This is a genomic window from Sinomonas halotolerans (assembly GCF_039615075.1).
Lineage (GTDB): Bacteria > Actinomycetota > Actinomycetes > Actinomycetales > Micrococcaceae > Sinomonas > Sinomonas halotolerans.
Genome location: NZ_JBDFRB010000005.1, coordinates 173,794 through 191,480, shown reverse-complemented (window position 1 = coordinate 191,480; position 17,687 = coordinate 173,794). Strand labels below are relative to the sequence as shown.

Here is a 17,687-nt window from a genome sequence, read left to right as displayed (position 1 = left end):
TACCTCACCCAAATTGAGTAACCTTTGTGTTGCGTAATCGCGGGGTGCCGCGCGGGGGCCGGAGACGTAGCGTTGAGGCATGTTCCGGTATGGGGTCGAGGTCCTCCACCTGCTCGTGTCCCCCGGGCACGCCTATTTCGGGCGCGCGAAGGACGGCCCGGCAGAGGTCGGGACGCTCGCCCCCGAGAGCGTGGACGTCGTGGCGGGGAAGGGGATCGTGGGCGACCGGTTCTTCGGCAAGGCCGCGCACATGGACGCCGCAGTCACGTTCATCGCCGTCGAGGGCCTCGAGGCGATGGCGGAATCGCTCGGTGTGGCGCGCTTCGACCCGCTCCTCGCCCGCCGCAACATCGTGCTGCGCGGCGCGGAGCTCGCCCCGCTCGTGGGGCAGGACTTCGCGCTCGAGTCGCGCGGCGCCGTCGTGCGCTTCCACGGCGGGCGCCCGGCGCACCCGTGCGCCTGGATGGACCGCGTGCTCGCCCCCGGCGCGCATGCCGCGATGCGGGGGCGCGGTGGGATCCGGTGCCGCCCGCTCACCTCAGGAGCGCTGGGCCTCGGGCCGGCTGTGCTCGCCAGCCCAGTGCCGCTGGACCCGGCCAAGGCGGCCGATGTCGCCGTCCTGCGCCCCTCGCGGCTGCCGTAGACAGGCTCTTGCAGACCTGCGGGCTAGCCGTCCTGTCCGACTGCCCGGGCGAGGCTCGCGAGCCCCTTCTCGAAGTCGCGCCCCACGAGCCTGTCCATGTCCACGACCTTCGCGAAGAGCCGCGCAAGGCCCTTGTTCTCGCCCTTCATGGCCCACGTGACGCGGGTGCCGCCGTGGTCCGGCTCGAAGGTGAAGCCGGTGGGATTCACGGCGCGGAAGGGCCGCACGAACACGAGGCGGATCCGCACGCTGTTCGGGGCCTCGGATTCGAGGATCTGCATGCTCCCGGCGCCCACCTTCCGGTTGCCCTTCCAGGAGTACACCGCGCCCACACCGGCTTCGGGGCCGGAGTAGGACCGCTCCATGGACGCGTCCATCCCCTCCCACGGGGACCACTTGGCCCACTCGCGGAAGCTGTTCACGAGGGGGAACACGGCCTCGGGGGGCGCGGGGATGAAGGCGCTGCGCGTGATCGTGTACGGGGCCATGGCCCCATGCTAGGCGCCCCCGCCCGAAGGCGGGAGGCATGGCGCGCCAGCGCGCGGGCCCCCGGCCTGCACCGCGCGCCCGCTCGCGGACCAGGCCAGCTGCAGCCGGGCCCGCGAACGCGCGGGCCCGGCGTCAGGCCCGGGAGCGCGCTGGTCAGGCGCCGCTGCGAGCGCGCCCCATGACCCAGCCGATCACGGCGAGGATCAGGAGGATGACGCCGACCCAGATCAGGAAGTTCAGGGCCGAGTTGAACCCGCCCACCAGGAGCAGGAGGATGGCGATGATTCCGGCGATGATCAGCAGAGTGTTCATGCACTCCCAGTTCCCGCAGATCGCGATTCCAAACACACCTGTGCGTGCTGGACGCCCTGGAGGCGGCGAGACCACTCAGTCCAGCTCGTTGGCCTCCGAGGGGCCCATGAGCGTCGCCTCGTACGCCGTGTAGCCCGGCCGCAGGGCGACTCCGGCCTTCCCCTCCCCGCCGTCCACGAGCGAGAAGTCCCCCCAGAGGACGAGGAACGAGCCGCGGTGCCAGCGCCGCAGAAGCTGCGCGATGGGCCACGGCTGGGTGAGGCCCTGCCGTTCGAATCCCAGGAAGGACGCGGAGGTGCGAGGGCTCACGATGATCCCCACGAGGCGCGCGTCCGCGAGGAGCGGCGCCACGGTGCTGCCCGGAGCCGTGTCGAGGGCGAAGCGGACATCGGAGACGACGCCGAGGAGCCGCGCCTCCGGGTCCCGCACCTGGGAGCCGAGCAGGTCAGTCAGGAGCATGGCGGCCTCCCGGGATCCTCGCGATCACATGGTTGCGCAGCCAGCGCTCCACCCACGAGGCCTCGAGCGAGTCCCCACGGACGCCGAGGCGGATGACGGTCCCGACCTCGGCCACGTCCCGCCACGGGATCCGCACGAACCGGTCCGCAGGCGGGCGGCCGCCGAAGATCCGCGTGCCCAGCACGGGACCCGTGAGGAGCGCCCCCACCCTGGGCGCCGGAGGCCCAGTGGCCGCCGGGCCGGCCTGGGCAGGGGCGGAGCCGCCGCCGTCCGGGTCGAGCCCTGCGATCTCGACGTCGTCGACCGTCGTGACGGGCACTCCCCCGGCGTCCAGGATCTGCCGGTCCAGGAGGTGCAGCTGGGCGTCCAGCACCCGCCCCGCGATCTGCGGAGCGGGGAGGATCCTCTCGGGCTCCGCCTCGGCCCTCCGCCGCAGCGGACTCATGGCATCGCCTTTCCCATCGGCCCGCCTCTCACTGCCCCGCCCCCGTGATCACGAGGAGCGGGATCGCCGCGAGCGAGGCGGCGAGGATCACCACGAGGTACACAAGCGCGAGCCCGTTCACGAGCCGTCCGTTGACGTGCCGGCCCATGTAGGCCGGGTCGTTGGCCACGATGAGGATCGGCAGGTACGTGAGCGGCAGGGCCACCGCGGAGAACACCACGGAGTACTCGGTGACGAGGATCGGGTCCACGCCCGTGGCGAGGATGCCCCCGCCCACGAGGAGGCATACGATCATCGCGACGTGGAACCGCGAGGCCTGCGCGGGCGCCCGGAACTTGCCCCAGGACCAGCCGAAGTACTGGGCGAGCGTGTACCCGCTCGAGAGGGTCGTCTCGAGCGCGGCGCCCATCGTGGCCGCCACGAGCCCCAGGATGAGCACTGCGAGGGCGAGCTGCCCGCCGGCCTCGGCCACGGGCAGCGCCACCTGGGACAGGGTGGTCACCCCGATTCCCGCAGGCAGGAGCACCACCGCAGCGCACGCGGCGATGGCCACGGAGAGGAGCCCGCCGAGCGGGAAGCCCACGAGCACGTTGATGCGGGACTGGATGATGTCCTTGGCCCGCCACTTCTCCTCGACGGCTCCCGAGGAGAAGAAGAACACCTCGTACGGGGTCATCGCGGCGCCGAACAGCGCCACGGCGTAGAACCAGTACGTCGCAGCAGCCTCGTCCCCTGGCACGGCGCCGGTGGCCTGCCGCGCCAGATCGCCCCAGTCCGGGCCGAGGAGGAACAGCGACACCGCGAACACGATGAGGCACAGCCCGACGAGCCCCGTGACGTTCTCCATGGCCTTGAACCGCACGCGCCAGATCACGAACCACACCGCCCCGATCGCGAGCGGCACCCACGCGAGGTAGTGCACGCCGCTCGCGAGCTGCAGCGCGAGCGCTATGCCGCCGATCTCCGCCGTCACCGTGAGCAGGTTGATGAGGAATGACGCCGAGAGGTTGGCCAGGCCCGCCCGCGCGCCGAGACGCTCGCGGATCACCTCGAACGTGGCGCGCCCCGAGACTGCGGCGACCCTGCCGGACATGTTCGCGAAGAGGCAGATCCCGATCACGCCGACCGCGACGACCCACACGAGGGAAAGCCCGAACCGGCTCCCGACCACGGCGTTGGTGACGAGGTCGCCGATGTCCACGAACCCGCCGATCGCGGTGAGGATCCCGAGCGCGACGCCGAGCAACCGCTTCACTGCGCAGCCTCCCCGCGCACGGCGGCCTCGAGCGCCTGTGCCGCCTGCCGCAGCCGGGCGAGCGCACGCTCGAGGGCCGGCCCGCCGTCGTCGTGCGCGAGCGCATCCCGCGCCCCCGCCACGGCGAGCGTCCCTACGGAGACCGCCGCGAGCGCCGCGTCCAGCGAGCGGCGCTGGGACTCGGTGCGCGACTCGAGCGCGTGGAGGTCCTTCGCGGCGGACTCGAGCTCGCGGAGCATGTCCGTGGCGAGCGTCCCGGCCGCGGCCGCCGTGGTGCGGCCCTCGGAGCGCTGCACGACGGCGATCTCGGCCGAGGCGACCGCCGCGGCTGCGGCCTCGGCGGGCTTGGCGAGGGCCTCGGCGCTGGGCTCCTGCGCGCAGCCGGCAGTGCCGGCGGCGGAGACGAGGACCGTGAGGGAGAAGGCCATGGCCCGCGCGAAGGCTCGCGCCCGCGCGGGAAGGCCCGCCCGCGCGGGAAGGCAGGCACCGCGTGGGTGCCTGCCTTCCCGTGGCCGCCTGCCTTCCGGCGGCGTGCGCGCGGCGCTACTCAGAGATGCCCTCCACGAGGTGGCCGACGCGCTCTTCGGCGTAGTGGCGTGCGATGTCCGCCTGGCTGATGATCCCCACGAGGCGATGGTCGTGGATCACCGGCAGGCGCCGCACCTGGTGCTCGCTCATGACCGAGATGGCGTCCTCCACGGTCGCTTCGGAGTCGATGTAGTAGAGGCGCTGCTGGGCGAGGTCGCCGGCGAACACCGTGTCCGGGTCCCCGCCTTCGGCGATGCACTTGACCACGATGTCGCGGTCGGTGAGCATGCCGATGATCTTGCGGTTCTCGCCGCAGATCGGCAGCGATCCCACATCGAGGGTGCGCAGGCGTTCCGCGGCGTGGCGCAGCGTGTCCCGCTCGCCGATGCACTCCGCGTCCGGTGTCATGAGGTCCTTGACCTTGGGCATGGTTCCTCCTTCGACGGGGTCCGGCGCGCCGGCCTGGTCCGGGTGCCTGGCCGACTCGCGCGCCGTCCCTTCCTCCACGGTGCTACCCGGCGGCGCCGGGGTCAACCAGTGCGTTCGCTACCTGCGGGTAGGGTGGTTGTCGCACCCCCTGTAAGCGTTTACACTCGAATCTGGCGCATCCCCGGGGGCGGACTTCGGCGGAGGCGCCTCCTTCTTTGTCCGAACGTGCCCGGCGAAAGGGCTGAGACCGTGTTCCGTGACTGACACCGCGCGGGCGACCATCCGCGATGTCGCCACCCTCTCGGGGCTCTCCATCTGCACCGTGTCCCGTGCGCTGAGGGGCCTGCCGAATGTCTCGGACGAGGCGCACGCGCGCGTGCGCGAGGCGGCCGGGAAGCTCGGCTACCGCGCCTCCTCGGCGGCGTCCCGCCTCGCGGGAGGGCGCACGGGCGCCGTGGCGATCATCGCCCCCACCATCACAGCGTGGTTCTTCGCGCAGGCCGTGGAGGCCGCGGAGGAGGTCCTCGCCGACTCGGGCCTTGACACCGTTCTCATGAGCCTGCGGGGGAACGCGCAGGCTCGCGAGAGCCTCTTCGCGGATCCTGCCTCGCTCCTGCAGAGGGTCGACGGCGTGCTCCTCCTCGGCGTCGACCTCTCCCCGGAGCAGGCCGGTGCGGTCGCGGAGTCCGGGCTGCCGGTGGCGAGTGTGGGGCTCACCGGCGTACCGTGGGACAACGTCGGGATCGACGACGAGCAGGCCGCGTGGCGCGCCGCCCACCGGCTCGTGGAACTGGGCCACTGGGAGCTCGCGCTCCTCGCCGGCAGCGAGCCGGACGCCGGGACTGTTGTAACCGCGTCCGCGCGCCGGTCCGGGTTCATGCGGGCCCTCGCGGGTAACGACCTCGACGTGCACCCGGACATGGTGGTCCCCGCGGCCTCGAGCATCGACGGCGGGTACTGGGCCATGACTGAGCTGATATCGAACCGCGGCCTGCCGCAGGCCGTGTTCGCCGGATGCGACGAGACGGCCTTCGGGGCGCTCAAGGCCCTGCACGAGCACGGGCTCTCCGCGCCGGAGGACGTCTCCCTCATTGGACTGGACGACCACCCCATGAGCTCCTTCCTCGGGCTCAGCACGGTGGCCCAGCCCGTGGCGGACCAGGGCGCCTTCGCCGCCGCGCTCCTGGCCGAACGGCTCGCCGACCCGGACGGGGCCGGCCCGCCCCAGGACCACCGGCTCCCCACAACACTGATCGAACGCAAGACCACCCGCCGCCCGCGGCGCTGACTCCCCGGAGGTGACCATGACCCAGCAGAAGACGACACAGCAGGCCACCGCACAGCAGAAGACCCTCCCCCTCGACGTGTGGGCCGGAACGAGCGCCCTCCTCTTCGACCTGGACGGCGTGCTCACGCCGACCGCGGACGTGCACGAGCTCGCGTGGCGGCGCCTCTTCGAGGGCTACCTCGCGCAGGCCGGCCGCGGCCCCGCGTACGCGGACTCGGACTACTTCGACCACATCGACGGCAAGCCGCGCTTCGATGGAGTGCGGGACTTCCTCGCCTCCCGCGGGATCGTGCTGCCAGAGGGCCCCGAAGACGACTCCCCGGAGCACGAGACCGTGCACGGGCTCGGCAACCGCAAGAACGCGGTGTTCACCGGGATCATCGAGGAAGAGGGCGTGGCGCCCTACCCGGGCTCGGTCCGGTTCATCGCGGCCGCAGAGGCCCGCGGGCTCAAGCTCGCTGTGGTCTCCTCGTCCCGCAACGCCCCCGCCGTTCTGCGCGCGGCCGGGCTCGCCGGGCACTTCCCCGTGGTGGTGGACGGCGCGGTGGCAAAGGCCGAGGGCCTGCCCGGCAAGCCGGACCCGGCCACGTTCCGCCGCGCCGCCGAGCTCCTGGGCGTCCCGCCGGCCGAGTGCGTCGTGGTCGAGGACGCCGTCTCGGGCGTCCAGGCCGGCGCCGCAGGCGGCTTCCGGGCGGTCGTCGCGATAGATCGGGGTGCCGGCGAGGCGACCTTGAAAGCGGCAGGGGCCGACGTCGTCGTGCGTGATCTGGACGACCTCCTCCCGGACCGCACCGGCACCCACCCCTGATCTCTTCCCCCCTGATCCCCCTCCCCTGATCCCCCTCCCCTGATCTCCGGCCGTCCCCCGCGGCCACCCCGCCCCAGGGCGATCCCCTGCGCGGCGCACCCTCCCACCGGGCCACCTACGCCCCTTCCCCCCCCAAGGAAAGCCATGTCCCTCGTCTCCGCTGACCGCGCCCGCTTCCCCGTGGACCCCTGGCGCCTTGTCGAGACCTCCCACGCCCCCGGCTCCGAAGGCGCCCTCGAGACCGTCTTCACGCTCGGCAACGGCCACCTCGGCGTGCGCGGCGCCCACCCATGGGCCGCGGACGCGCACCTGCCCGGGACCTTCATCAACGGGTTCCACGAGACCTTCGACATCCGCCACGCCGAGAACGCCTACGGCTTCGCGAAGCAGGGCCAGCGCATCCTCTACGTCCCGGACGGGCAGGAGACGTCCGTCCGGGTCAACGGCGAGGAGCTCTCCCTGGGCACCACCGAGGTGCTCGACTACCGCCGCACCCTGGACTTCGCCACGGGCGCCTACGAGTGCACGACCGTGTGGAAGACCTCCTCCGGCGCGGTCGTCACGACCCGTGAGCGCCGCGCGATCGGCGCCGGCCTGCGGGCGAGCCTCGCGTTCGAGCTCACCGTGACCGCGGACCGGCGCGTCGTGGCGGACGTCGCCTCGGCGATCGTGAACCGGCAGGACCAGCCCTCCGAGGACCACTCCGAGCACGACCCGCGCCGCTCCGGCCGGCACGCGGGCCGCGTCCTCGAGCCCCTCCGCGCCGAGGGCGCGCACGGCTCGCTCCGGCTCGCGTGGGCCACCGGGACGTCCCGGCAGCGGCTCGCCCTCGCGGTGGAGCACGTCACCAACGCGTCCCTTCCGCCCTTCACCACGGAGGCGGACGGGGACCGCAGCACCGTGCGGTACGTGCTGCCCCTGGACCCGGGCGAGGAGTTCCGGCTCGAGAAGCGCCTCGCGTACGCCATGGACCCGGCCCCCGAGCCGGAGTGGGCAGCTGCGGAGGCGGAGGCCCATGAGGGATCAGGGCAGGGCATCTGGCCCGGCGCGCACGACGGCGCCGCTGCCGCCCCCTCCGGCGGGCCCCTCGCCGCACTGCTCGGCGCGGCAGAGCGCGACCTGCGTGGCATCGAGGAGCTCGCGGCCGAGAGCGCCGAGCACTGGCGCGCGTACTGGGCGGCGGCGGACGTGCGGATCGGCGGCCAGCCCGAGCTGCAGCAGGCCGTGCGGTGGAACCTGTTCCAGCTGGGCCAGGCCACGGCGCAGGCTGGCGTCTCGGGCATCCCGGCGAAGGGGGTGAGCGGCTCGGGCTACGAGGGGCACTACTTCTGGGACCAGGAGGTGTACCTCATGCCCTACCTGACCTACACGGCGCCGCACGCGGCCCGTAAGGTGCTCGAGTTCCGGCACGGCATGCTGCCGGCCGCGAAGGCCCGCGCCGCCGAGCTCAACGTGGACGGGGCCCTCTTCCCATGGCGGACCATCAACGGCCAGGAGGCCAGCGCGTACTACGCCGCCGGCACGGCGCAGTTCCACATCAACGCGGCCGTGGCGTTCGCGGCGGCCCGCTTCGCCTGGGCAACGGGGGATGAGGCGTTCCGCACCGGCGAGTGCGCCGAGCTGCTCGTAGAGACCGCGCGCATGTGGGCCTCGCTCGGGTTCTTCGGCAAGGACGGCAGGTTCCACCTGCACGGGGTGACCGGCCCGGACGAGTACACGGCCGTGGTGAACGACAACCTGTACACGAACGTCATGGCGCGCTTCAACCTGCGCGCGGCGGCACAGTCGGAGAGCAGGCAGCCAGAGGGGACCGGGGCCGAGGGCACCGCGGCCACCGAGACCGAGCGGCTCCTGTGGACCGAGGCCGCCAAGCGCATGGCCCTGCCGTACGACTCCGAGCAGCAGGTGCACGCGCAGGACGCGGACTTCATGACCCTTCAGCCGTGGGACTGGAGCACCCCGCGCGAGAAGTACCCGCTGCTGCTGCACTTCCACCCGCTCGTGATCTACCGCCACCAGGTGCTCAAGCAGGCGGACACCGTCCTGGCGATGTTCCTGCAGTGGCAGGACTTCACGGCGGAGGAGAAGCAGCGCGCGTTCGACTTCTACGATCCGCTGACCACGGGCGACTCGACCCTCTCGGCCTGTGTCCAGGGGATCATGGCCGCCGAGGTCGGGTACATGGACACGGCCCTGGCGCACTTCACCACGGCCGCGTTCATCGACCTCGACGACCTCCACCGCAACACCGTGGACGGCGTGCACACCGCCTCCGCCGGCGGAGTCTGGGCGGCCCTGGCCAACGGGTTCGCCGGGTTCCGCGACCAGGGCGAGGTCCCCCGCTTCGACCCGCGCCTGCCCGAGGGCTGGGACAGCCTCGAGTTCTGCCTCGCGCTGCGCGGCGGCACGCTCACGGTGGGCCTCGAGCACGGCGCCATCACGCTCACGGCCACCGGCACCGAGCCGTTCTCCGTGGACGTTCGCGGGCAGCTCGTCCAGGTCGGCCCGGAGCCGGTGCGCATTGCCCTCGAGCCGCTCCCCGCCCCCGAGCGCAGCGTCTTCCCGGACCCGACCCCCACGGCGGGCCTCGCCGCGGTCGCCGCGCTGCGGTAGGGCCGCCGCGTCACGGGCACGACGGCGGCACCCGGCTTCCGGGGGCCGCCGCCGCGAACGGGGGGCGCCCTCCCCAGAGCGCCGCACAGGCGACGGGCCCGCGCGGGGCGACTGGCCGGCGTCGTGCGCCTCAGAAGGCCTTGCCGGGGTTGAGGATGCCGGCCGGGTCGAAGGCGTCCTTGATGCCCTGCTGGAGCGCGCGGACCCGGGCCGACTGCTCGAGCGGGAGCCAGCGGAGCTTGAACGAGCCGATCCCGTGCTCGCCGGTGATGGTGCCGCCCATGGTCAGGGCCACCTCGATGGACTCGTCGAGGGCGGCGTCGAGCCGGGCCACTGCCTCCTCGGCGCCCGGGGCGGCCGGATCCACCCAGAACGAGGGGTGGAGGTTGCCGTCCCCGGCGTGGGCCACGATCTTGAGGTTCACGCCCTGGGCGGCGGCGATGCGTTCCACCTCGCGCGCGTATTCCACGAGCCGCGAGCGCGGGACGGCCACGTCCTCGCCCACCCGGAACGCGTCGTCGGCCCCGATCCCGCGGGAGGTGCGGCGCAGGAACACGAGCCGCTCCGCCTCCTCGGGGTCCTCCGCGGAGACCACGGCGCCGGACTCGGCGAGGACCGCGCGGACCACCTCGGCCTCGGCTGCGGCCCCGTAGCCGTCCGTCTGGACGAGCAGCAGCGCACTGCCGCGCGAGGCGAGGTCGGAGCCCTGGAGGGAGTCGACGTCGGCGATCGAGCCCGCGTCCATGAGCTCCATGATGGACGGCTGCACCCGCGCACGGCCCACCGCGAGGACGCCCGCGGCCGCCGAGGGGAAGTCCGGGTAGAAGGCGGCGATCGTCTGCACGTCCACGGGCAGGTAGCGCAGGCGGACCGTGGCGCCGACGACGATCCCGAGCGTCCCCTCGGAGCCGACCATGAGGCCCGTGAGGTCGTAGCCGGCCACGCCCTTGAAGGTGCTCCGGCCCGTGCGGACGAGCGTCCCGTCCGCGAGCACCACGTCCAGGCCCAGCACCGACTCCCGGGTCACGCCGTACTTGGCGCAGCGCAGGCCGCCGGCGTTGGTGGCAATGTTCCCGCCGATCGTGGCGAACGTGTAGCTCGCCGGGTCCGGGGCGTACATGAGGCCGTAGGGCGCCGCGGCGGCGTTGAGGTCCGCGTTGACCACGCCCGGCTCGACCACGGCCACCTCGTCCTCGGGGCGGATCTCGACGATGCGGTCCATCCGCTCGAGGTTCAGCACCACGCAGCCGGGCACCGCCGCCGCCCCGCCCGAGAGGCCGGAACCGGCCCCGCGGGCCACCACGGGGACCTTGGCCGCCGCGCACGCGCGCACGGTGGACTGGACGTCCTCGACGCACTCCGCGAAGACGACCGCCACGGCCTCGATCCCCTCCCGGTGCGGGCTCTGGTCCCGGGACTGCACGGTGATGGTGGCCTGGTCCGTCGCGACCTTCGCCGGGCCCAGGTGCGCGACGAGGCCCTCGACGAGCTCAGCTGCTCGCGTGGGCGCGGGCGGCGCCGCGGGCGGCGCAGGAGCCGCTGCCCGCGACGCGGCTGGGACGGAGGATGCTGGGCGGCCGGCGGTCATGGCACCAAGGGTAGCCGCGCGCGCATCTGCCGGCTCGAGAGGAATCTGGCCCCGCGGCGCCGGGCCCCTATCCTCTCCCGTTGCGGGGTCACATCCCGAAGACCTCTGGCTCCTCTCCTCGGCCTCTCCCCTCGAGCCGGGCTGAGCAGGTCTTCCCAGCAACCTGCTCGAACGCCCGCGTGTCCCCCGGATCCTCCGGCGTGTCGGACGAGGTGGGCGCCGCTTCTGGGGAGACCTGCACCGGCACGGAGGCGTGAGCCTCCCGGCAGCTACTCCTCGAGGGCCTCGGGCGGGAGGGCCACGGGGTAGTAGGGGTCCTCGGGCGGGCCCGGCCGTACCTGTTCGGGGTCCCGCTCCCGTTCCGGCTCGCTGTGGATGGGCGGCTCTTCCCGTGGGTCGTCCGGATCGGTGACGGGGCGGTCCGGTTCGATCCGCGGATCGTCCGGCGCAGTCCTCGGATTCTCCGGCTCGGGCAGGCGCCCCTCAGGAACCGGTCCATGGTCCTGCATCGAATGCCCCTGCTCCCCTGGGAAGGGGTCGGGCGCCGGGGGCTGGCCGGGGGCCGGCGGCTCCCCGGGGACGGGCGGCTGGCCGGGCATCGGACCGTCCGGGGGCTCGGTCGGCACCGGCGGCTCGCCCGGTCCCGGAGGCTCGCCCGGGAAGGGCCCGGGCGCCGGCGGCTCGCCCGGCACCGGACCGCCCGGCGAGGGCTGCCCAGGCTCGGGGACCGGCTGGACGTCCGGGTCGATCGGAGGGAAGGTGCTCGGTCCGGGTTCCGGCCCGCCCGGCTCCGGCGCGGGAGCAGGCGGGACACTGGGCCGGTCGGGCGCAGGCGGAATGGTGCTCCGCGGAGCCGCATGGAGAGGAACCGTATGGAGAGGAACCGCATCAAGAGGAGGACCGGCCCCCTCACGCAGTCCCGGCCGAGCCGGTTCCGGCGGGATGGATCCCTGCTCGGCGAGCAGGTCAGAGAGTGCTGTGGCAGACATGGTGTGCTCCTCGTCGTGTACCCCAGAGAATTTCCCGCCTTCTCCTGGACCACACAATCCCGCGGGCCATCATGCCCGCGCAAGGATCCAGCGGAATCCGCACCGGCGATGTTTGCCGCGGACGCAACTGGGGAATCATTCCGGCGTGCGTCCATGACGGACAGCCCCGCAAGCCGGGGCTGCGCGCCGGAGACGGACACCCAGGGAGGGCACACAGGCTCTCCCGCGAAGGGAGGACAGACGCTATGGGTCTGGATGACAAGTTCCAGAACAAGGCCGAGGAGATGGCCGGCAAGGCCAAGGAGAACCTCGGCGACGCCACGGACAACGAGCGCCTCGAGGCCGAAGGCCGCGAGGACCAGGCGAAGGCCGGCTTCAAGCAGGCCGGCGAGCACCTCAAGGACGCCGCCAGGGACGTCACGGACCGCTGAGGCCAGCACCCCCAGCACGACTCATCACCACTGACCAGCCACTGGGCCCCGCAGGATCGGGGCGCCAGAAGAGAAGGAGTTGAGCCATGAGCATCCTCGCATTCCTCATCCTCGGTCTCATTGCCGGCGCTATCGCGAAGGCCATCCTGCCGGGCCGCCAGGGCGGCGGGTGGATCATCACCCTGCTGCTCGGCGTCGTCGGTGCCCTCTTGGGCGGATGGATCGGCAGCGCGATCTTCGGTGTTGGCCTGGAGGAGTTCTGGAGCATTCAGACGTGGATCGTCGCGATCCTCGGCTCGCTCGTGGTCCTTGGCATCTACGGCGCCGTCACCCGCCGCAGCCACCATGCCTAAGGGCCACTCCCCAGGGTGACCGTCCGGCACTGTGCCCGGACAGGTGACCCACGACGGCGGCGACGCACTTCCCCATGGTGCGTCGCCGCCGTCGTGCGTGGGTCGGCATCCTTTCGAGGGCTGGGCGACAACAAGCATCCAGAGCAACAAAACGAGCATACAGAGCAACAAAGGGTGCACACAAGGCAACCTCTACGGTACCCTGTGTGAGTGACTTCACAGGACATCGCCGCAGGCATCATCACCGGAACCGAGCTCTCCGCTGAGACCGAGACCGCGCTCGAGCGCGCGGTCGCGAGCCACCGCCACGAGGCCCTCTTCTCGGAGCGCGCGCACAACATCAAGCAGTCCGCGGTGCGAGACGTCTTCGACATCTCCATCCGCCCCGGGCTCGTCTCCCTCGCGGGCGGCTCGCCGAGCCTCACCGGGCTCCCCCTGGACCTCGTGGCGCAGACCGCCTCGAAGGTCATCACCGAGCACGGCATGGAGGCCCTGCACTATGGAGGGGGCAAGGGCACCGAGGAACTGCGCGCCCTCATCTGCGAGATCATGGCCGAGGAGGGCATCCTCGGCGCCTCCCCGGAGGACGTCGTGGTGACCACGGGCTCCCAGTCCGCCCAGGACATCGCCGCCAAAGTCTTCTGCAACCCCGGCGACGTGGTCCTCGTCGAAGACCCCACCTACGTCGGTGCCCTCAACACGTTCGAGGCGTACCAGGTCCAGGTCGAGGCCGTCCGCATGGACGGGAACGGGCTGATCCCCGAGGATCTCGAGGCTCGCATCGCCGAACTCGAGGCAGCGGGCAAGACCATCAAGCTCCTCTACACGATCCCGAGCTTCAACAATCCCTCCGGCATCACGATGGCCGCGGAGCGCCGGCAGCGGGTCGTGGACATCGCGCGCGAGCACAACATCCTCGTGCTCGAGGACAACCCGTACGGCATGCTCCGGTTCGACGGGAAGCCGCTCGCGCCGCTGCGCGCGGACAACCCGGACGACGTCATCTACTGCGGCTCGTTCTCCAAGATCTTCTCCCCCGGCGTCCGGCTCGGATGGGCCCTCGTGCCGCGCCACCTCTACCGCCGGTTCTACCTTGCGGCCGAGGCCGTGGTGCTGTGCCCGTCGACGCTCACCCAGCTGATCGTCACCGAGTTCTTCCGCCGCTTCGACTGGCGCGCGTACCTCGCCGAGTCCCGCGCCGTCTACGCCCAGCGGTGCGAGGCCATGCTCTCAGCGCTCGCCGCGGAGTTCCCGGCCGAGGCGACCTGGACGACGCCGGACGGCGGCTTCTTCGTGTGGGTGACCCTCCCGGAGGGCATCGACACCTACCCGCTGCTGCACGAGGCGATCGACGCCGGGGTCGTGTTCATCCCGGGCGCCGCGTTCACCTCCTCCGACGAGCCGAGCAACCGCCTGCGCCTCGCCTTCTCCGGCGTGGCGCCCGAGCAGATCCGCGAGGGCGTGAAGCGGCTCGCCCCGGTGGTGCGCAGGGCGGTCGAGCAGCACGCGGGCGCGTAGCCTGACGCCCTCGCACCCCTCGCCCCCCTCGCCCCCTTCCGGGAATTGTTGGATTGAGCAGGGTCGATGCGCCTCGGACCCAGCTCAGTCCAACAATTCCGGGGAGGTGCGCTCGTAGCGCCAGGGCAGGCTCGCGATCCAGAGGCGATGGCGGGCGGGCCCGTGCTCATCGGCCCTTGCCCCCTGGGCCCGATGCTCCGCGGCGCCGGCGGGGTTGGGATCGCCGTGCACTGCGCCCCCGTACTCTGCGTCGCCGGCCCAGACCACGGCCTCCACACCGTCCTCGCCGCGCAGCGCACGGCTGAAGAACCGTTCGAACGGCTGGGCCCGTGCGGTCTCGAGGGCCGCGGTGACACTGGGCGCGTCGCGGAGGGCATGGAGGGTCACCCAGGTGGGCGGGGCGAGGATGACCGCGCCGGCGGCGTGCCGTTCGAGGACCTCGGTCGGGGCGAGCCACTCCCAGCCGACGTGCTCGCCAGGGTTGAGCCGCACCTCTCCCCCGGGATGCGCGGCAAGGAAGAACCAGGTCCTGAGCCGCTTGGGCGCGCCGAGCGGCGGGACCCACCGCGAGATGGGCACGAGGGCGTCGGCGGCCAGCGGGATTCCCGTCTCCTCGGCCGTCTCACGGAGTGCGGCTCGCGCGATGCCCGCCGCCTCGCCGGGCGAGATGTCCCCGCGGGCCGACCAGTCGGCCTCATCCGCCCCCTCCCCCGGCTGCTGCGCACCCCGGTGGGCCTGCGCGTCCTCAGGGTCCACTCGCCCGCCCGGGAAGACCCACGCGCCCGCGAACGTGCCGGAGTGCGGGCGCTTGAGCATGAGCACCTCCACGCCTCCCGGGCCGTCCCGCAGCACGACGACCGTCGCGGCCTCCCCGACGATCGGCGATTCGGGTGTCTCCTCAGCAGCCATAGGCCCCAATCTAGCCCGCGGGGCGCACGCCCTTCGCCCGAGCGCGTCCCCAACTGCACAACTCAGCGGCCAAAGCCTGCGTCCGGTCGGGAAATCCGCCCTGAGTTGTGCAGTTGGGGACCGCGGACCCTAAAAGGCGGCACGCTACGCCCGCTCACCCCACTGGGTGGGCGGCCCGAGGAAGAGCAGCGTGGAGACGATGGCGGCGACGAGCACGGCCAGCCCGAGGCCGAGCAGCACCGGGTGGGTGAGGACCGCGCGCAGCACGGCGCTGACCCAGGTGTTGTCGCGCGGGTCCTCGGTCTTCTCGCGCCGCCAGCCGCCCTCGAGGTGGCCGCGCCGCTCGAGCCACCGGTCGAACGGGTAGGTCGCGTAGGGCACGATGGCGCTGGCCACCGCGGCGGCGATGCGCGCCACGGGCCAGTGCTGGTTCACCCCGACGAGCGCGGCCGTCACGGCGTAGGAGACGAACACGGTCCCGTGGGCCATGCCGGCCGCCTGGACAGGCCAGTCGCCCACCTTGACGGCGTACTTGAGCACCATCCCGAGGATGAGCAGGGTCCACGTGGCCATCTCCGCGAGCGCGAGCGCCCGGTACAGGGAACGCGGGGTCATGCCCCGGGTGGGTGCCCCGTATGCCGTCTGGGCGGGCGCCCCGGGGGTGGGATCTGCGGTATGGCTCGGGTTCTCGTGCTTCGTCACCCCACCATCCTCCCAAGCCTGCGGGCCGCCGGCGTCAACCGTCCGCTTGATCCGGGACCCGGTAAGCCCCGCCGGCGCGCCTGAGCCGGGCTCAGTATCCGGCAGCAGCGTCCACGAGCCCCTCGAGCTCCTCGCCCCGTGCGAACCGGCGCACGTTGGCGGTGACGCGGTCGCCCAGGAGCGGCCGGATCATGTCGATCGTGTCGGCGGCGTGCGGTGTGATGATGACGCGGGGCTCGTCCCACAGGGGGTGGCCGTCCGGCAGCGGCTCGGGGTCGGTCACGTCCAGCCCGGCGCCCGCGATGCGCCCCTCGGCGAGGGCCGCGGTGACTGCGTCGGTGTCCACGAGGCCGCCCCGGGCGATGTTCACGAGAACCGCGCTCCGCTTCATCGCGGCCAGCTCGGCCGTGCCGATGAGTTTGGACGTCCCCGGCGTGAGCGCGGCCGCGAGCACCACGACATCCGCCTCGGGAAGGAGCGCGCCGAGCCCGGCGGCCGTCGTCGTGCTCCGCGCGCCGGGGACAGGCGCGGAGGTCCTGCGCACCACGTCGACCTCGACGTCGAACACCCGCAGCAGCCGCACGATCTCGAGGCCCACCCCGCCCGCACCGACCACGACCGCGCGCAGCCCGTGCAGCGATGTCCCCGTGCCGGGGGCCCACGAGCGGGCGCGCACGCGGGTGGGCAGCTCGCGCAGGAGCGCGAGCGTGAGGGCGAGCGCGTGCTCGGCGACGGGCTTCGCGTACGCGCCCTTCGCGCTCGTCCATACCTTGTCCGGGTGCCCCGCGAGCGCATCGGCATACGCCTCGATGCCCGCTGCGGGCAGCTGCACCCAGCGCACGGACGGCGTCGTGTCGAGCACGCCGCTCAGCTCGGCACGGTCGTTGGCGTGGTCCAGGACGAGTGCCTCGGGCTCCTCGTGGAGGCCGACGACGAGACCTCCTCCCGCTTCGACCGCGCCCGTGAGGTAGGGCAGGGGTTCGCCGTGGATCGCGACGCGGAGTTGCCGGGCCTCTGAGCTCGTCATGGGCACAGCCTACTGAGACCGGGGTCCAGATGGGACCGCGCCTGGCTGAGGCCGCGGGCTGGCTAGGATCGCAGGGTGCGCCGCTTCGCCATCGTCCTCCCGCTCGCGCCCATGGCCGTGGGCGAGCGGTACTCCGTGCGCGACTGGCCGCTGCACGTCACCGTGGCGCCGGTGTTCCGCACGACGGCGGGCACGTCCGTCCTCGCGCACGTGCTCGGCGATGCGGCCCGGGACCATCCGGCGCTGGCCTGCACTGCCGGGGCGGAGGCGCTGTTCGGGGCGCGGCACGACACCCCGGTGACGCTGATCGAGCCGCATCAGGGCCTCAGGGAGCTGCACGCATGGCTCTCCAAGCGGCTCGCGGCCGAGTTCGCCGGGCGGTTCGGATACGAGAACCCGCACTTCGCCGGGGCGGGGTTCAGCCCGCACGTGACCGCGACCAACCGCGGCCGTGCCGTGCCGGGACAGGGGCTCGCGCTCGGACAGCTCGCACTCGTCGACATGGCGCCCGGTCCCGGGCCGGGCCGTCCAGAGGTCGTCGCAGTCGCGGGCCTCGCGCTGGCCTGAGGCACGGGTCTGACGCACAGGGGTTCGGCATTCGGACCCGGCCCCCCGTGGCGTGCCCTGCCAGGTCCCGGTCCCGGGTTGAACCCTCCCCGGCGGGGAAAGGTTAGACCCATGCACAGCCGGCCACCCGGCCGGCCCGGCGGAAGGACAGCGACCGTGAAGCGGCGAGACCTGGTCCACGAGCACATGCTCGAATGGCTCCAGGAGGATCCCGGAGACGACCTCCACGTCCACGAGGGGCGCTCCCGCGCAGGCAGCGCGGACGCCCGGGACGGCAGGCCGGCCCGCACCTGACACGCCGTCCGCGGCGTCCACCGCACACCGCCTTCCCAGA

The 17,687-nt window shown here is 72.8% G+C and carries 21 protein-coding genes; 9 read left to right on the top strand and 12 right to left on the bottom strand.

Annotated elements, in window-relative coordinates; all coding sequences use genetic code 11:
• The first annotated feature begins 79 nt into the window (after positions 1-79).
• The gene (locus tag ABCQ75_RS08055; RefSeq protein ID WP_345884548.1) at positions 80-643 is read left to right on the top strand and encodes an MOSC domain-containing protein; all 564 of its coding nucleotides are present in this window, start codon (positions 80-82) and stop codon (positions 641-643) included.
• Between the two features lie 23 nt (positions 644-666).
• Here the strand turns inward: ABCQ75_RS08055 and ABCQ75_RS08050 are convergent, their stop codons facing one another.
• From ABCQ75_RS08050 to ABCQ75_RS08020, 7 genes are all read right to left on the bottom strand, one after another.
• Entirely contained in the window at positions 667-1,131 is a 465-nt protein-coding gene (locus ABCQ75_RS08050) for an SRPBCC family protein (protein ID WP_345884546.1), read from the bottom strand.
• A gap of 154 nt (positions 1,132-1,285) precedes the next feature.
• On the bottom strand, positions 1,286-1,444 hold the full coding sequence (locus ABCQ75_RS08045; protein WP_345884545.1) for a hypothetical protein: 159 nt from the start codon (positions 1,442-1,444) through the stop codon (positions 1,286-1,288).
• 75 nt (positions 1,445-1,519) lie between these two features.
• Positions 1,520-1,903, bottom strand: coding sequence for a PRC-barrel domain-containing protein (locus tag ABCQ75_RS08040; protein WP_345884544.1), 384 nt, complete (start codon positions 1,901-1,903; stop codon positions 1,520-1,522).
• Entirely contained in the window at positions 1,890-2,348 is a 459-nt protein-coding gene (locus ABCQ75_RS08035) for a hypothetical protein (protein ID WP_345884543.1), read from the bottom strand. The genes ABCQ75_RS08040 and ABCQ75_RS08035 overlap by 14 nt, the downstream gene beginning before the upstream one ends.
• A 28-nt stretch (positions 2,349-2,376) precedes the next feature.
• Positions 2,377-3,603, bottom strand: a complete 1,227-nt coding sequence (locus tag ABCQ75_RS08030) for an NRAMP family divalent metal transporter (RefSeq protein WP_345884541.1) — start codon at positions 3,601-3,603, stop codon at positions 2,377-2,379.
• Positions 3,600-4,031 carry a hypothetical protein gene (locus ABCQ75_RS08025; protein WP_345884539.1) on the bottom strand — a complete coding sequence of 144 codons (432 nt, stop codon included), beginning with the start codon at positions 4,029-4,031 and terminating at the stop codon, positions 3,600-3,602. Before ABCQ75_RS08025 ends, ABCQ75_RS08030 begins: the two co-directional genes overlap by 4 nt.
• Before the next feature lie 115 nt (positions 4,032-4,146).
• Positions 4,147-4,560 (bottom strand): CBS domain-containing protein, encoded by a 414-nt coding sequence (locus tag ABCQ75_RS08020; RefSeq protein ID WP_345884538.1) that lies wholly within the window; start codon positions 4,558-4,560, stop codon positions 4,147-4,149.
• Positions 4,561-4,816: 256 nt separating this feature from the next.
• Here ABCQ75_RS08020 and ABCQ75_RS08015 point away from each other — a divergent pair, with 256 nt between their 5' ends.
• From ABCQ75_RS08015 to ABCQ75_RS08005, 3 genes are all read left to right on the top strand, one after another.
• Positions 4,817-5,848: a LacI family DNA-binding transcriptional regulator gene (locus ABCQ75_RS08015; protein ID WP_345884537.1), complete on the top strand. Its 1,032-nt coding sequence runs from the start codon at positions 4,817-4,819 to the stop codon at positions 5,846-5,848.
• A 16-nt stretch (positions 5,849-5,864) separates the two neighbouring features.
• Positions 5,865-6,656, top strand: coding sequence for an HAD family hydrolase (locus tag ABCQ75_RS08010; protein ID WP_345884535.1), 792 nt, complete (start codon positions 5,865-5,867; stop codon positions 6,654-6,656).
• Between the two features lie 144 nt (positions 6,657-6,800).
• Positions 6,801-9,269 carry a glycoside hydrolase family 65 protein gene (locus ABCQ75_RS08005; RefSeq protein WP_345884533.1) on the top strand — a complete coding sequence of 823 codons (2,469 nt, stop codon included), beginning with the start codon at positions 6,801-6,803 and terminating at the stop codon, positions 9,267-9,269.
• A 130-nt stretch (positions 9,270-9,399) separates the two neighbouring features.
• Here the strand turns inward: ABCQ75_RS08005 and ABCQ75_RS08000 are convergent, their stop codons facing one another.
• Positions 9,400-10,857, bottom strand: a complete 1,458-nt coding sequence (locus ABCQ75_RS08000; protein ID WP_345884531.1) for an FAD-binding oxidoreductase — start codon at positions 10,855-10,857, stop codon at positions 9,400-9,402.
• A gap of 269 nt (positions 10,858-11,126) precedes the next feature.
• Entirely contained in the window at positions 11,127-11,366 is a 240-nt protein-coding gene (locus tag ABCQ75_RS07995) for a hypothetical protein (RefSeq protein WP_345884530.1), read from the bottom strand.
• A gap of 725 nt (positions 11,367-12,091) precedes the next feature.
• Between ABCQ75_RS07995 and ABCQ75_RS07990 the strand changes: the two genes are divergently transcribed.
• The 3 genes from ABCQ75_RS07990 (at position 12,092) to ABCQ75_RS07980 (ending at position 14,148) form a co-directional block, all read left to right on the top strand.
• Positions 12,092-12,277 carry a CsbD family protein gene (locus ABCQ75_RS07990; RefSeq protein ID WP_345884528.1) on the top strand — a complete coding sequence of 62 codons (186 nt, stop codon included), beginning with the start codon at positions 12,092-12,094 and terminating at the stop codon, positions 12,275-12,277.
• Between the two features lie 86 nt (positions 12,278-12,363).
• Positions 12,364-12,630: a GlsB/YeaQ/YmgE family stress response membrane protein gene (locus ABCQ75_RS07985; protein WP_345884527.1), complete on the top strand. Its 267-nt coding sequence runs from the start codon at positions 12,364-12,366 to the stop codon at positions 12,628-12,630.
• A gap of 210 nt (positions 12,631-12,840) precedes the next feature.
• On the top strand, positions 12,841-14,148 hold the full coding sequence (locus tag ABCQ75_RS07980; protein WP_427916065.1) for an aminotransferase-like domain-containing protein: 1,308 nt from the start codon (positions 12,841-12,843) through the stop codon (positions 14,146-14,148).
• 84 nt (positions 14,149-14,232) lie between these two features.
• Here the strand turns inward: ABCQ75_RS07980 and ABCQ75_RS07975 are convergent, their stop codons facing one another.
• The 3 genes from ABCQ75_RS07975 to ABCQ75_RS07965 all read right to left on the bottom strand — a co-directional run bounded on the left by ABCQ75_RS07975 (position 14,233) and on the right by ABCQ75_RS07965 (position 16,786).
• Positions 14,233-15,057, bottom strand: a complete 825-nt coding sequence (locus ABCQ75_RS07975; RefSeq protein WP_345884524.1) for an NUDIX hydrolase — start codon at positions 15,055-15,057, stop codon at positions 14,233-14,235.
• Between the two features lie 144 nt (positions 15,058-15,201).
• Entirely contained in the window at positions 15,202-15,759 is a 558-nt protein-coding gene (locus tag ABCQ75_RS07970; protein WP_345884523.1) for a DUF3817 domain-containing protein, read from the bottom strand.
• A 91-nt stretch (positions 15,760-15,850) separates the two neighbouring features.
• Positions 15,851-16,786, bottom strand: coding sequence for an NAD(P)-dependent oxidoreductase (locus tag ABCQ75_RS07965; protein WP_345884522.1), 936 nt, complete (start codon positions 16,784-16,786; stop codon positions 15,851-15,853).
• 75 nt (positions 16,787-16,861) lie between these two features.
• Between ABCQ75_RS07965 and ABCQ75_RS07960 the strand changes: the two genes are divergently transcribed.
• The gene (locus ABCQ75_RS07960; RefSeq protein WP_345884520.1) at positions 16,862-17,353 is read left to right on the top strand and encodes a 2'-5' RNA ligase family protein; all 492 of its coding nucleotides are present in this window, start codon (positions 16,862-16,864) and stop codon (positions 17,351-17,353) included.
• A gap of 156 nt (positions 17,354-17,509) precedes the next feature.
• On the top strand, positions 17,510-17,647 hold the full coding sequence (locus tag ABCQ75_RS07955) for a hypothetical protein (protein ID WP_345884518.1): 138 nt from the start codon (positions 17,510-17,512) through the stop codon (positions 17,645-17,647).
• Positions 17,648-17,687 lie beyond the last annotated feature (40 nt).